The 13,888-nt window shown below is 72.0% G+C and carries 10 protein-coding genes; 3 read left to right on the top strand and 7 right to left on the bottom strand.

Annotated elements, in window-relative coordinates:
- Nucleotides 1–124 precede the first annotated feature (124 nt).
- Nucleotides 125–1,393, top strand: coding sequence for a DUF6397 family protein (locus ACWC94_RS11700; protein ID WP_450796341.1), 1,269 nt, complete (start codon nucleotides 125–127; stop codon nucleotides 1,391–1,393).
- 33 nt (nucleotides 1,394–1,426) lie between these two features.
- On the opposite strand, the gene ACWC94_RS11695 is transcribed toward ACWC94_RS11700, so the two are convergent.
- Nucleotides 1,427–2,293: an acyl-CoA thioesterase gene (locus ACWC94_RS11695; RefSeq protein ID WP_450796340.1), complete on the bottom strand. Its 867-nt coding sequence runs from the start codon at nucleotides 2,291–2,293 to the stop codon at nucleotides 1,427–1,429.
- A gap of 40 nt (nucleotides 2,294–2,333) precedes the next feature.
- Nucleotides 2,334–4,847, bottom strand: a complete 2,514-nt coding sequence (locus ACWC94_RS11690; RefSeq protein ID WP_450796339.1) for a DEAD/DEAH box helicase — start codon at nucleotides 4,845–4,847, stop codon at nucleotides 2,334–2,336.
- A 145-nt stretch (nucleotides 4,848–4,992) separates the two neighbouring features.
- On the opposite strand from ACWC94_RS11690, the gene ACWC94_RS11685 reads away from it, so the two are divergent.
- A complete protein-coding gene (locus tag ACWC94_RS11685; RefSeq protein ID WP_450796338.1) occupies nucleotides 4,993–5,787 on the top strand; it encodes a metal-dependent hydrolase in 795 nt (264 codons plus the stop codon).
- Between the two features lie 35 nt (nucleotides 5,788–5,822).
- Here ACWC94_RS11685 and ACWC94_RS11680 read toward each other — a convergent pair whose 3' ends face one another.
- The 4 genes from ACWC94_RS11680 to ACWC94_RS11665 form a co-directional block, all read right to left on the bottom strand.
- Nucleotides 5,823–6,086, bottom strand: a complete 264-nt coding sequence (locus tag ACWC94_RS11680; protein ID WP_450796337.1) for a type B 50S ribosomal protein L31 — start codon at nucleotides 6,084–6,086, stop codon at nucleotides 5,823–5,825.
- Between the two features lie 18 nt (nucleotides 6,087–6,104).
- Nucleotides 6,105–6,575 carry a DUF5709 domain-containing protein gene (locus ACWC94_RS11675; RefSeq protein ID WP_450796336.1) on the bottom strand — a complete coding sequence of 157 codons (471 nt, stop codon included), beginning with the start codon at nucleotides 6,573–6,575 and terminating at the stop codon, nucleotides 6,105–6,107.
- 553 nt (nucleotides 6,576–7,128) lie between these two features.
- The gene (locus ACWC94_RS11670) at nucleotides 7,129–8,910 is read right to left on the bottom strand and encodes an ABC transporter ATP-binding protein (RefSeq protein WP_450796335.1); all 1,782 of its coding nucleotides are present in this window, start codon (nucleotides 8,908–8,910) and stop codon (nucleotides 7,129–7,131) included.
- Complete coding sequence (locus tag ACWC94_RS11665) at nucleotides 8,907–10,712, bottom strand: ABC transporter transmembrane domain-containing protein (protein ID WP_450796334.1); 1,806 nt, start codon at nucleotides 10,710–10,712, stop codon at nucleotides 8,907–8,909. The genes ACWC94_RS11670 and ACWC94_RS11665 overlap by 4 nt, the downstream gene beginning before the upstream one ends.
- Before the next feature lie 234 nt (nucleotides 10,713–10,946).
- Between ACWC94_RS11665 and ACWC94_RS11660 the strand changes: the two genes are divergently transcribed.
- The gene (locus tag ACWC94_RS11660) at nucleotides 10,947–11,717 is read left to right on the top strand and encodes a L,D-transpeptidase family protein (RefSeq protein WP_450796333.1); all 771 of its coding nucleotides are present in this window, start codon (nucleotides 10,947–10,949) and stop codon (nucleotides 11,715–11,717) included.
- Here ACWC94_RS11660 and ACWC94_RS11655 read toward each other — a convergent pair.
- Nucleotides 11,714–13,732 carry an N-acetylmuramoyl-L-alanine amidase gene (locus ACWC94_RS11655; protein WP_450796332.1) on the bottom strand — a complete coding sequence of 673 codons (2,019 nt, stop codon included), beginning with the start codon at nucleotides 13,730–13,732 and terminating at the stop codon, nucleotides 11,714–11,716. The genes ACWC94_RS11660 and ACWC94_RS11655 overlap by 4 nt on opposite strands.
- Between the last annotated feature and the right edge of the window lie 156 nt (nucleotides 13,733–13,888).

Raw genomic sequence — 13,888 nt, 5'->3', positions numbered from 1 at the left:
CCTGCGGGTTCTCCGGTGGCGGCGGAGTTATCCACAGGCCCGGCATCAACAGGGCCGGATTGGCTACGGTGTGTGCACGGCGCACGCACACGGCGTGAGCTGACGACTCCACGGGGGATACGCCATGTCGGCAGACACCTTCAGCCCGCCCCGGCCCGCCACCTGCACGCCGAGCCACGCTGCCCGGGAACTGGGCCTCAAGCGTGGTGAGTTCGACCTCGCCGTCCATCTCGGCCACATCCGGACCGTGCCCGACGAGGGCGGGGGAGGAGACCGGAGGGTGGAGCGCGCGGAGATCGACCGCCTCCGCGCACAGGAGGGCCATCCCGAAGCTTTGCTCGACCGTGTGCGGGTGGTGGGTACGACGGCAGGCGCCGCGCTCATGGAGATCCCCGCCGGGCGGTTCACCCGCCTGGCCCGGCTGGGCCTGCTCGTGCCGGCGAAGTGGTATCTGAACCGCTACCGTGCCGTCGTCTGGCTGTATCTCGCGGACGACCTGCGGACCTTCACGTCGGACACCAAGAACGCGCCCCTGCTCAAGGGGCGCACACCCGAGACCCTGCGCGGCCAGCTCGCCGCTGGGGTGGACCTGCGCGCCCGCAACTGGCGGGGACGCCATCTCGGATTCCTGCTGCGGCAGGCCGAGCAGCCGTGGGCCCGGGCCGGAGCCGTGGCGGCCTTCCTCCCGCCCGTCGACATCGCCGACGTCGTCAAGGATCCGTACGCGCGTTCCTACCTGAACCGGTTCCGGCCGGCGCCACCCGCTCTGGGCACTCCGGGATCGCCCGCCGCACACCTGGCCGAGCGGATCGCGATCGCGCAGGACGCGGACGAGATCGAGTGGCTGCGCAGCGAGCTGACCCACCTGCTGGAGGAGGCCTGCACCGTCTTCCCGGCACCGCGTCCGGCCGCCCGCCGCACCGCACCGACCCTGCGCGTGGCCGCACACCCCATTCCGCCGATGGCCGCCACGGTCACGCGACTTGTGGAACCCACGGCGGGGGCGTCGTCGCAGCCCGGCGAGGATCCGGCCGCAGCACGGGCGCCCGAGCCGCACGGCGGGGCGGTGGCGGGAGCGTCCGAGTCGCAGAGCGGGCCGGTGTCCGGAGCGTTCGGGTCGACCAGTGGGCCGCTTGTGGGACTGCCCGGGCCGAACGGCGGGCCGCTTCTGGGACCCCCCGAGCCGAACGGTGGATCGCTGCTGGGACCGACCGGACCGATGGATGAGCCGGTGACCCGGGCGTGCGAGGGGCAGGGGGCCTCGGTGGCGCGGCCGCCCGCGTCGTCCGCGGCCCGCCGCCGGCATCGCCGGGCCGACCAGGCCCCGGCGCAGCCCGACCGCGGTCTGCGCGCCTGGCTGCGGCGGAGAGACCACCGGTCGGCGCGGACCTGAACCACGCCGACACGGACCCCGGCCCCCCGATGGCTACAGGGACCTGAACAGGCCCTCCTGGACGACCGAGACAAGCAGACGCCCCTGCAGGTCGTAGATGCGCCCGCGAGCCAGACCGCGCCCGCCGGTGGCGATCGGCGACTCCTGGTCGTACAGGAACCACTCGTCCGCGCGGAACGGCCGGTGGAACCACATGGCGTGGTCCAGCGAGGCCATGTCGAAGTTCCGCGGACCCCACAGGGGTTCGATCGGGATCCGGACCGCGTCCAGGAGGGTCATGTCACTGGCGTAGGTCAGCGCGCACGTGTGGACCAGCGGGTCGTCACCGAGAGGTCCGACCGCGCGCATCCACACGGCGCTGCGCGGCTCGGCCCCCCGAATCTCCTCGGCGTTCCAGCGCAGCCGGTCGACGTAACGGATGTCGAAGGGCTGGCGGCGCGCCATCCGCTCCAGCTGCTCCGGCAGCGCGCCCAGATGCTTGCGGATCTCCTCGGTGACCGTGGGCAGCGACTCCGGGTCCGGCACCTCACGGGCCGGCGGCAGCTGGTGCTCGAACGGTCCTTCCTCAGGCATGTGAAAGGAGGCGGTCAGATTGAAGATCGTGCGGCCCTGCTGCACGGCCGTGACCCGGCGCGTGGTGAACGACCGGCCGTCGCGGACCCGCTCCACCTGGTACACGATCGGGACGCCCGGGCGACCCGGGCGCAGGAAGTACGCGTGCAGCGAGTGCACCGGGCGGTCGCCGTCCGTGGTGCGGCCCGCGGCGACTAGTGCCTGGCCCGCCACCTGGCCGCCGAAGACCCGCTGCAGCGACTCCTGCGGGCTTCGGCCACGGAAGATGTTGACCTCGATCTGCTCCAGGTCGAGCAGGTCGACCAGTCTCTCGGCCGGGTTCGTCATCGGTGGGATTCTCCTTGGCTCGCAACCTGTGGGCAGCGGCTCAGAGTTGGCCGACATCGGTGACGCGGACGACGGCACGGCCCTCGGCGTCCGAGGCCGTGAGGTCGATCTCCGCGCTGATGCCCCAGTCGTGGTCGCTGTTCGGGTCGTCGAAGATCTGGCGGACGCGCCAGAGTCCGTTCTCCGGCTCCTCCTTGATGACCAGCAGCTTGGGGCCGCGGGCATCGGGGCCGGTGCCGAGGTCGTCGTACTCGTCCCAGTACTTGTCCATCGCCTCGCCCCAGGCGTCGGCGTCCCAGCCCGACTCGGCGTCCATCTCGCCCAGTTCCTCGACCTGGTCGAGGGCGGCCAGCTCCACGCGGCGGAACATCGCGTTGCGGACCAGGACCCGGAAGGCGCGCGCGTTGGCGGTGACCGGCTTGACCTCGTCGGCCTTCTCCTGGGCCTCTTCGGCGGTCATCTCCTCCGGGTTCGCGAGCTGCTCCCACTCGTCCAGCAGGCTGGAGTCCACCTGGCGCACCATCTCGCCGAGCCACTCGATCAGGTCCTGCAGGTCCTCGGACTTCAGGTCGTCCGGGATGGTGTGGTCGAGGGTCTTGTAGGCGCTGGCCAGGTAGCGCAGGACGATGCCCTCCGTGCGGGCCAGCTCGTAGAAGGAGACCAACTCCGTGAAGGACAGCGCCCGTTCGTACATGTCCCGGATCACCGACTTCGGCGACAGGGGGTGGTCGCCGACCCAGGGGTGGCTCTTGCGGTAGGTGTTGTACGCGTGGAAGAGCAGCTCTTCCAGCGGCTTCGGGTACGTGATGTCCTGGAGTCGCTCCATGCGCTCCTCGTACTCGACGCCGTCCGCCTTCATCGCGGCCACGGCCTCGCCGCGTGCCTTGTTCTGCTGGGCGACGAGGATCTGCCGGGGGTCGTCCAGGGTGGACTCGACGACGGACACCATGTCGAGGGCGTAGGAGGGCGACTCGGGGTCGAGGAGTTCGAACGAGGCGAGTGCGAACGTGGACAGCGGCTGGTTGAGCGCGAAGTCCTGCTGGAGGTCGACCGTCAGCCGGACGATGCGGCCCTCTGCGTCGGGCTTGTCGAGCTTCTCCACGATCCCGCCGTCGAGCAGCGAGCGGTAGATCGCGATCGCCCGCCGGATGTGCCTCAGCTGCTGCCTGCGCGGCTCGTGGTTGTCCTCCAGAAGGTGACGCATCGCCTCGAACGCGTTGCCCGGGCGGGCGATCACCGACAGCAGCATCGTGTGCGTCACCCGGAAACGCGAGGTCAGCGGCTCCGGATCCGACTCGATCAGCTTCTGGAAGGTGTTGTCCGTCCAGCCGACAAAGCCCTCCGGCGCCTTCTTGCGCACCACCTTGCGCCGCTTCTTCGGGTCGTCGCCCGCCTTCGCCAGCGCCTTCTCGTTCTCGATGACGTGCTCGGGCGCCTGCGCGACGACGAGCCCCGCCGTGTCGAAGCCGGCCCGGCCGGCCCGGCCCGCGATCTGGTGGAACTCACGGACCCGCAGGGTGCGTACCCGGCTGCCGTCGTACTTGGTCAGCGCCGTGAACAGGACCGTACGGATGGGTACGTTGACGCCCACGCCGAGCGTGTCCGTGCCGCAGATGACTTTCAGCAGACCGGCCTGGGCCAGCTTCTCCACCAGACGCCGGTACTTGGGCAGCATGCCGGCGTGGTGCACACCGATGCCGTGCCGGACGTAACGGGAGAGGTTGCGCCCGAACTTGGTGGTGAAGCGGAAGTTGCCGATCAACTCCGCGATCTGGTCCTTCTCCTCCCGCGAGCACATGTTGATGCTCATCAGGGCCTGCGCCCGCTCCACGGCCTGGGCCTGCGTGAAGTGCACGATGTACACCGGAGCCTGCTTGCTCCCCAGCAGGTCGGTGAGCGTCTCGGTGAGCGGCGTGAGCTCGTACTCGTAGGAGAGGGGAACCGGTCGGGTCGCCGAGCGGACCACCGCGGTGGGGCGGCCGGTGCGGCGGGTGAGGTCCTTCTCGAAGAAGGAGACATCGCCCAAAGTGGCCGACATCAGGATGAACTGCGCCTGGGGCAGCTCCAGCAGCGGGATCTGCCAGGCCCAGCCGCGGTCGCCCTCGGCGTAGAAGTGGAACTCGTCCATGACGACCTGACCGACGTCCGCGTTCTTGCCGTCGCGCAGTGCGATCGAGGCCAGCACCTCGGCGGTGCAGCAGATCACGGGAGCGTCGGCGTTCACGGAGGCGTCGCCGGTGAGCATGCCGACGTTCTCGGTGCCGAAGAGCTTGCACAGTTCGAAGAACTTCTCCGACACCAGCGCCTTGATCGGGGCCGTGTAGAAGGTGACCTCGTCCCGGGCCAGGGCGGCGAAGTGGGCGCCGGCGGCGATCATGCTCTTGCCGGAGCCGGTGGGCGTCGAGACGATCACGTTCGCCCCGGAGACCGCCTCGATCAGTGCCTCCTCCTGATGCGGGTAGAGGGTGAGGCCGCGCTCCTGCGCCCACGACTCGAAGGCTTCGTACAGGGCGTCGGGGTCGGCGGTCGGCGGCAGCTGATCGATGAGGGTCACGCCCCCATCTTGCCTGGCCTCGTCCCCGAGAAGGGAATCGGCTGCGGGCGCGAAGATCATGACCGCTACGCTGTGACGCCGACGCAGGGTCGGCGCACCAGGTCAACTGGACAGCGGCACACGAGGAACGGGGCGGGAAGCGGCCATGATGGGACCAGCACACTCACTGTCGGGGGCCGCGGCCTGGCTCGGCGTCGGAGCGGCCGCCGCCGCGGCCGGACACCCGATGCCCTGGCCGGTGCTGCTCGTCGGCGCTCTGATCTGCGCCGGCGCCGCGCTCGCCCCGGACCTCGACCACAAGGCGGCCACCATCTCGCGCGCCTTCGGGCCGCTCTCGCGCTGGATCTGCGAGATCGTGGACAAGCTGTCGTACGCCGTCTACAAGGCGACCAGGAAGCAGGGCGATCCGCGCCGCTCGGGCGGCCACCGCACGCTGACGCACACCTGGGTGTGGGCGGTCCTGATCGGCGCCGGCTGCTCGGCGGCGGCGATCACCGGGGGCCGCTGGGCGGTGCTGGCGATTCTGTTCGTGCACATGGTGCTGGCGATCGAGGGCCTGCTGTGGCGGGCGGCGCGTGGCTCCAGCAGCGATGTCCTGGTCTGGCTGCTGGCGGCGACCAGCGCGTGGATTCTCGCGGGAATCCTGGACAAGCCGGGCAACGGCTCCGACTGGCTGTTCACCGCGCCGGGGCAGGAGTACCTGTGGCTGGGCCTGCCGATCGTGCTCGGCGCCCTGGTGCACGACATCGGGGACGCGCTGACGGTGTCGGGCTGTCCGATTCTGTGGCCGATTCCCCTGGGCCGCAAGCGCTGGTATCCCGTGGGGCCGCCGAAGGCGATGCGGTTCCGCGCCGGAAGCTGGGTGGAGCTGAAGGTGCTGATGCCCGTGTTCATGCTGCTCGGCGGAGTGGGCTGCGCCGCGGCCCTCAACGTGATCTGAGGCATCCGGCACCCGACCCGGGACACCTCGCCGGATCAGGGCGCGTCACCTGCGTCGGCCTCGCCGTGCAAGCTCTCGAAGCGGGCGATACGGCCCTCGGTGTCGACGGTGCGGGCCCTGCCCGTGCGGAAGGGGTGGCTCTCCGAGGCGATCTCCACGTCGATCACCGGGTGGGTCCGGCCGTCGTCCCCCTCGATGGTCTGCTCGCTCCGCGCGGTCGAGCGGGTCACACACGCGTGGCCGGCGGCGCGGTCACGAAAGACGACGGGGTCGCAGGCGGGGTGCTCGTCCTGCCGCATGGCGGCTCCTCGTGCGGGTCAGCCGGACAGGGAGTCCTCGTCGACGATGTGCATCGCGGCCTCCTCGGCGGAGGCGGCGGCACCGTCGATGCCGACGTCGGTGGCGACGAGGGCGGCCTCTTCGTCCTCGTGCGCTCCCTCGTCCGGGGCCACCAGCCGGCCGGAGCGGAGGTGGCCGACCTCGTTGTCCAGGAGTTCCCCGTCGGTTCCGGTGCAGTCACCGAGGCCGTCGTCCTCGGGTGCGGCGAGCTCGGGCAGCTCCTCGGCGAGCCGCTGGTCGAGGGTCTCGCCCGCCTGGCGTTCGGCCGCCGTCACCCCGCGGTGCTCCACGGCCCAGGGGCGCTCGGGAGGGGACCAGCCGCGGTCCAGCGGATCATTGACGCCGTCGAAGTCCAGTGTGTCCTCGACGTCGAGCACCCCCGAGTCCTCCCGGATCTCCGAGGGATCGGGCTGGTAGACGTCGTCCCCCCAGCCGTCGGCGCTGTCCACGAGTACCTCCAGGTGGTGAGGACGGCCGGGTGCCACCGTGAGGGGCGGCGGGCCGTCGGCACGCGCGGCACGGATGTCACACGCCGCGGACCGGGTGGTTCCGGAGCGTTCCCCGAGCCCGTGCCGTTCTCCAGCCTTCCACTCCGGCTCGGGACCGCGCAACGCCACGCACGCCGCTCAGGGCCACCGCTCGCGCACCGGTACCCGGCAGACCCGACCGTGCACCCGGCACCCCCTCCCTGGCCGCCCCGACGGCCGACGGACCCCCCCGCCGCCCACCGCGGCCCGCGCACCCCAGACGCCGGCGGAGCCCGCCACCCGCCGCCCCGCCTCGATCGACTGCCCCAAGCGCCGGCGCCCCGCCGCCCACCGACCCGCTGCGGCTCGGGCGTGCCGACCGCCAGCGGATGATTCCACCGAACGCCGGGTGCGAACGGATCACGCGTCCCGCCGCGGCCCGCATGTTCCGGGTACGGTCGGCGGCCTCGCCGTGAGCGGCGCAGGGGATGGGCGCCTCGTCGCCGTGCCGGTCGTCCGCGTGGCCGGCGGATTCTCACCCGTGCCAGGACTGCCACAGCGCCGAGTACGGGCCGCCCGCGGCGACCAGCTCGGCATGGCTGCCCAGCTCGCTGACGCGGCCGTTCTCCACGACGGCGATCACGTCGGCGTCATGGGCGGTGTGGAGGCGGTGGGCGATGGCGACCACCGTGCGGCCGTCCAGCACGCGGGCCAGGGAGCGTTCCAGGTGCCGGGCCGCGCGCGGGTCGAGCAGCGAGGTCGCCTCGTCCAGGACCAGGGTGTGCGGATCGGCGAGCACCAGCCGGGCCAGCGCGATCTGCTGCGCCTGGGCCGGGGTCAGGGTGAGACCGCCGGAGCCGACCTCGGTGTCCAGACCGTCGGCCAGCGCCCGCGCCCAGACGTCCGCGTCGACCGCGCCCAGGGCGGCCCACAGCTCGGCGTCCGTGGCGCCGGTGCGGGCCAGCAGGAGGTTGTCGCGCAGGGAGCCGACGAAGACGTGGTGTTCCTGGTTGACCAGGGCGACATGGGAGCGGATCCGTTCCGCCGGCATCCGGGACAGCTCAGCGCCGCCCAGGGTGATCCGGCCGTCCCGCGGCGCGTAGATCCCGGCGAGCAGCCTGCCGAGGGTGGACTTGCCCGCGCCCGACGGGCCGACCAGGGCCAGCCGGGTGCCCGGGGCGACCTCCAGGGACACCTTGCGCAGCACGTCGACGCCCTCGCGGTAGCCGAAGTGCACCCGGTCGGCGTGCACGTCCCGCCCGTCCGGTGCCACCGAGGTGTCCCCGGCATCCGGCTCGATGTCCCGCACACCGACCAGGCGGGCCAGCGACACCTGGGCGACCTGCACCTCGTCGTACCAGCGCAGGATCAGGTTCACCGGGTCGACGAGCATCTGCGCGATCAGGGCGCCCGTGGTCAGCCGGCCCACCCCGATCCAGCCGTGCAGGGCGAACACCCCGCCGACCACGAGGACCGAGCCCAGCACGATGACGTGCACGGCGTTGATGACCGGGAAGAGCACGGACCGCAGCCACAGCGTGTACCGCTCCCAGGCCGTCCACTCCTTGATCCGTTGCTCCGACAGGGCGACACGGCGGTCGCCGAGCCGGTGCGCCTCGATGGTGTGGCCCGCGTCCACCGTCTCGGCGAGCGCGGCGGCGACCGCCGCGTATCCGGCGGCCTCGGAGCGGTAGCTCGAGGGTGCCCGCTTGAAGTACCAGCGGCACCCGGCCACCAGCACCGGCACGGCGAGCAGCACGGCGGCCGCCAGCGGCGGCGCCGTCACCACGAGCCCGCCGAGCAGCAGCAGGGCCCACACGACACCGATGGCCAGCTGGGGCACGGCCTCGCGCATCGCGTTGGCCAGGCGGTCGATGTCGGTGGTGATGCGGGAGAGCAGGTCGCCGGTGCCCGCCCGTTCCAGCACGCCCGGCGGCAGCCCGACCGACCGGACGAGGAAGTCCTCGCGCAGGTCGGCCAGCATCCGCTCGCCGAGCATCGCGCCCCGCAGCCGCACCTGCCGTACGAACACGGTCTGCACGGCGAGCGCGAGCACGAACAGCCCGGTGGTCAGGCCGAGATGAAGCTCCCGCCCCTCGTCCGACACCCGCTCGATCAGGCCGCCGAGCAGGTACGGCCCCACCATGGACGCGATCACGGCCACCGTGTTGACCGAGATGAGCAGCAGGAAGGCGCTGCGGTGCCGGCGGAACAGCTCGGTGACGTAGGCCCGTACGGTCGCCGCCGCGCCGACGGGCAGGGTGGTGGCGGTTGTCGGGGCCGCCGGGTCGTACGCCGGTGGCGCAACGCCGATCATGCGCTCTCCTCGATCTCTTCCCGCTCCTGCCGCGCGCCCACCAGGGCAGCCTCGTCGGCCGCGGCCAGTTCGTCGTCCGTCTCCCGCGTGACCACGGCGCGGTATCGCGGCTCGCTGTCGATCAGTTCGCGGTGCACGCCGACCGCCACCACCTCGCCCTTGTCGACCAGGGCGACCTGGTCCGCGCGGTCGAGCAGCAGCGGTGAGGAGGTGAACACCACCGTCGTGCGCCCCGAGCGCAGCCGGCGCAGCCCGTCCGCGATCCGTGCCTCGGTGTGCGAGTCGACCGCGGAGGTCGGCTCGTCCAGCACCAGCACCTCCGGGTCGGTGAATAGCGACCGGGCCAGCGCGAGCCGCTGGCGCTGGCCACCGGACAGGGAGCGCCCGCGCTCGGTGATGCGGGCGTCCATCGGGTCCGCGGAGTCCAGTGATCCCTGGACCAGCGAGTCCAGGACGTCGCCGCACTGCGCCGCCTCCAGCGCGTCCGTGGCCCTCACGGTCCCGGATGCGGGGACGTCGAGCAGTTCGCGCAGGGTGCCGGACAGCAGCACCGGTTCCTTGTCCTGGACGAGGACGGCGGTCCGGGCGCTGTCCAGGGGGAGTTCGTCCAGGGGCACCCCGCCGAGCAGCGCCGAGCGGCCCGGCTCGGTGGGGTGGCCGCCCAGCCGCTCCGCGAGCCGGCCCGCCGCGTCCGGGTCGCCGCAGACCACGGCGGTGAGACGGCCGGCGGGAACGAGCAGACCGGTGCCGGGGTCGTGCAGGTCGCCGCCCGGCACCTCCGCCCCGCGGGTGCCCTCGGTGGCCGTGGACCGCTCCAGCGACAGCACGCGGGCCGCCCGTTTGGCCGACGGGCGCGAGAAGGAGTACGCCATGGCGATCTCCTCGAAATGCCGCAGCGGGTAGTTGAGGATCATGACCGCGCTGTAGACGGTGACGAGTTCGCCGACGGTGATGCGGCCCTGGCGGGCCAGGTGGATGCCGTGCCAGACCACGGCGATGAGCAGCAGCCCGGGCAGCAGCACCTGGATGGCGGAGATCAGCGACCACATCCGGGCGCTGCGCACTGCGGCGTGCCGTACCTCCTGCGAGGCCCGGCGGTAGCGGTCGAGGAACAGTTCCTCGCCGCCGATGCCGCGCAGCACACGCAGTCCGGCGACCGTGTCCGAGGCCAGCTCGGTGGCCCGGCCGGCCTTTTCGCGCTGCACGTCGGCGCGGCGCGTCGCACGGGGCAGCAGCGGCAGCACCGCGAGCGCCACCACGGGCAGTCCGACGGCGACGACCACGCCCAGGGCGGGCTGGTAGGCGAGGAGGCCGACACAGACCACGACGACCGTCAGCGCGGCCGCGCTGAACCGGGAGACGGCCTCGACGAACCAGCCGATCTTCTCGACGTCACCGGTGGAGACGGCCACCACCTCGCCGGCGGCCACCCGCCGGGTCAGGGCGGAGCCCAGCTGGGCGGCCTTGCGTGCCAGCAGTTGCTGGACGCGTGCGGCAGCCGTGATCCAGTTGGTGACGGCGGCCCGGTGCAGGAAGGTGTCGCCGAGGGCGATGCCCGCGCCGCACAGCAGCAGCAGACCACCCGTCAGGGCGAGCCGGGTGCCGGAGCGGTCGACGACCGCCTGGACGGCGAGGCCGACGCAGAAGGGGAGGGCCGAGACGGAGACGAAGTGCAAAAGGCCCCAGGTGAGTGACTTCAGCTGTCCGCCCAGCTGGTTCCGCCAGAGCCACCACAGGAATCGGGGGCCCGACCGCGCGTCGGGGACGCCCGGATCGGAATACGGAAGGTCTCGAATCTGCATGACGTCCCAGGGGCTCGTGTCAGGGGAGAAGGGAAACGGCGATGAGCGCTGACAAGCCGTGACAGGTTGGCGTCGCAGAGTGGTGAATTTCAAACGGTTTTCCTGCACTGCCACCCGAATCCACCGACTTCAGGCCAAGGGACCTCGAACCCGGCGCGTTAGGGGCGGTCGCCCGGCTCCGTGAATGCCCGGAAGATCGCACGATCAGCCGGTGCGTGCTGCCACCATGGCCCGGTGCACATCGAGATCGACAGCGTGCGGCGCCGGGGGACGGTTGCCGTGGCGGCCCTGGGAACGCTCTTCGCGACCCTCACCGCGTGCGGCGGCCCGGCGTCCGGCCCCGCCCGCCCCGGCGGCGCGCCGGCGCCCGTCGGCCGGGCAGCACAGAGCCCGACCGTCTCCTCGGCCCCCACGACCGACCCGACCCGTATTCCCGGCGTAGGCGCCCGCCTCCACCGTCGGATCCCCGCCGACTCCCGTCAGATCGTGGCCGTCTACGGTGAGGGCGCGAACTCCGCCGAGTCCAGGCTGGTGCTGTACACCCGGCAGGGTGCCCAGTGGCACCCGAGGGGCAGTTGGCCCGCCCACAACGGGCGGCACGGCTGGACCGCCGACCACCACGAGGGGGACCAGCGCAGCCCGGTCGGTGTCTTCACCCTCTCCGACGCGGGCGGTGTGCTCCCCGACCCGGGCGCCCGCCTGCCGTACGACCACGACGTGAGCGCCTATACGCCCCCGGCCGAGTGGGACGAGGCGCACCAGCACGACTTCGACTACGTCATCGCCGTCGACTACAACCGCCGCCCGGGCACCCCGCCGCGCGACGCCGGCCGCCCCTGGGGTGCGGACAAGGGCGGCGGAATCTGGTTGCACATGGACCACGGGAGCGGCACCTCGGCCTGCGTCAGCGTCTCCCGGCAGGCCATGGAGGTCCTGCTGCGCACGCTCGATCCGGCCCGCGATCCGGTCGTGGTGATGGGGGACCGGGCGGAACTGGCCGCCTAGCGCCCGGCCGGGCGGTCGTCCTGCGCCGTCGGCGGTCCTGCCGCGGCCGGAGTGCTCTCGACGACGTCCACGTCGCTCGCCCGGACGTAGCCGAGCCGGTGGCCGAACTGGATCTCGTAGTACCCCTCATGACCCTTCACCACCGGGTCGGGTGTGTCGACGATGGACGACCGGGGGACGTACGAACTGCGGACGCGGGCCTGTGTCACATACCGCTGGCCCGCCCGGAACCGGTAGGGCAGCGGCGATTCGGGCTCCTCCTCCACGCCCTCGGGGTAGGCGTCCTCCTCCGGGAGGGCACGCCCGTACACCGGGATCTCGTCCAGGCCTTCCTTCGGCGTCACCATCCGGCCGCTGGCGCCGACGGCCGTCGGGTGTTGCGTCGGGTTCCTGAACCATGCCCTGTGGCCCTGGAACCAGATCGCCGTCCAGTCGCCGCTGCGGTCCGCGACGGCGAAGGTCTGGCCGGCGGAGACGCGTGAGCCCAGGTCGTTGACGTCCTCCGTGGACGGGTCCCCGTCCGGCTTGCGGCCGGGGTCCTGGATCAGCGGGGCGTTGTCGTCCGGTCGCGTGTGCAGGCGTACGGCGCTGGAGCCGTGCGGCGCACAGGGCTGACCGTCGCCCTTGCACCCGGTGAACCGGGGCCTGTGCGTGGCGTAGTCCGGCAGGATCATCACCATGTCGCTGTCGGGTCCGGCCGAGGCCCGCAGCGGCGCGCCGAGCAGGTCGAAGTAGTGCCGCCAGTCCCAGAAGGGACCGGGGTCGTCGTGCATGTCGGGGATGGACTCGGCGGTCGGCGCCGGCACGTTGTCGTGGCCGATGATGTGCTGCCGGTCCAGCGGCACCTGGTACTTCTTCGCCAGGTAGCGCACCAGGCGCGCCGAGGCCCGGTACATCGGTTCCGTGTACCACTTGCCGGGCTGGGTGAGGAAGCCCTCGTGCTCGACGCCGATCGAGCGGGCGTTCACGAACTGGCTGCCGGAGTGCCAGGCCTCGTCCTTCGTCCTCACGTGCTGGGTGATGTGGCCGTCGCTGGAGCGGATCGAGTAGTGCCACGATGCCTCAGTGGGATCCTGCACCGTCTTGAACATGTTCGGCAGGTACGCCTCGGTGTCGTGGATGACGATGTAGTTGATCTTCTGGTCGACGGGCCGGTTGCCGAGGTCGTGGTTGCCGTAGTCGCCGTCCTCGTCGATCTCCTCGTACGGTGCGCTGAGCCAGTCGCAGGCCAGCTCCGCGGGGCACTCGACCTCCTTGGGTCGCGGCGGGGTCTGCACCCGTGTGACGTGGGGGCGTACGCCGGGGCTGGCGGCGAGGGTGACGTCCTGTCCCTCGGCGGTGGTGCGGTGCGCCCCCTTGCGGATCACGTCGAAGACGTCGTTCGCGTACGTGGTCGCCGCCGTGACGTCACGGGTGCCCGGGTAGTGCTGTACCGCCTCCCACCAGTCCGCGGGGTTCGCGCTGAGGGGCTTGCCGAGCTGGCGTTGCGTGGCCGCCAGGATCGCCGCGCCACCGCGGATGTTGGCGGCCGGATCCGTCCGCAGGCGTTCGGCCGGGAGCTCGATCAGGCGTGCGGCGCGGTCCAGGTCCGCGGGCTGCACGGTGCGGCCGGGCGAAGGGGTGGCCTCGGGTGCGGCGGTGGTTCCGGCCGCCCCCGCGTGCGGCCGGATGCCGGCGCCGTGCTCTGCCGAAGGGCCTGCCGCCACTGCGGGAGCCTCGGTCCGGCCGGGGTCCACCAGGTGCATCGGCCCGTAGCCGCCCGCGACGCTGGGAGCGCCCGGATGGGCCTCCCAGCGCGTCTGCATGTAGGACACGCTCATGAGCACACTGCGCGGCACGTGGAACTCGCGGGCGGCCTCCGCGAAGGTGTTCTGCAGTTTCTGGTCCGGTGCCTCGTCGTCGGCCAGTGGGATGAGTAGCAGCGGCACCAGCACCGCCGCCGACGCGATCACGCAGGCCGTCCGGCGGCACTCGCGAAGGGAGTTGGGAACACGTGGGGCGGCCGGTCTTCTCATTGCACGGTTCTCCAGACATGTCGTCACCACCAGAACACAGGGAGATGTCCTGGACGCCACCCCTGGTACGTTTCCGTGCATTCCGCGCCGTGTCGCGCCAAGCGTCACCGGGGTGGCCGAGCGGCCGGGCAGGGGCCACTCGGTCGGCGGCGTTCC

This window comes from Streptomyces sp. NPDC001135, assembly GCF_053598395.1.
This window is presented reverse-complemented; position numbering and strand designations above follow the sequence as displayed.

Bases quoted from the DNA above. Each gene is read 5' to 3' on its own strand.
- ACWC94_RS11665 (WP_450796334.1), bottom strand. From the start codon at position 10,712: ATGCAGATTCGAGACCTTCCGTATTCCGATCCGGGCGTCCCCGACGCG.
- ACWC94_RS11680 (WP_450796337.1), bottom strand. From the start codon at position 6,086: ATGCGGCAGGACGAGCACCCCGCCTGCGACCCCGTCGTCTTTCGTGAC.
- ACWC94_RS11700 (WP_450796341.1), top strand. From the start codon at position 125: ATGTCGGCAGACACCTTCAGCCCGCCCCGGCCCGCCACCTGCACGCCG.
- ACWC94_RS11695 (WP_450796340.1), bottom strand. From the start codon at position 2,293: ATGACGAACCCGGCCGAGAGACTGGTCGACCTGCTCGACCTGGAGCAG.
- ACWC94_RS11655 (WP_450796332.1), bottom strand. From the start codon at position 13,732: ATGAGAAGACCGGCCGCCCCACGTGTTCCCAACTCCCTTCGCGAGTGC.
- ACWC94_RS11685 (WP_450796338.1), top strand. From the start codon at position 4,993: ATGATGGGACCAGCACACTCACTGTCGGGGGCCGCGGCCTGGCTCGGC.
- ACWC94_RS11670 (WP_450796335.1), bottom strand. From the start codon at position 8,910: ATGATCGGCGTTGCGCCACCGGCGTACGACCCGGCGGCCCCGACAACC.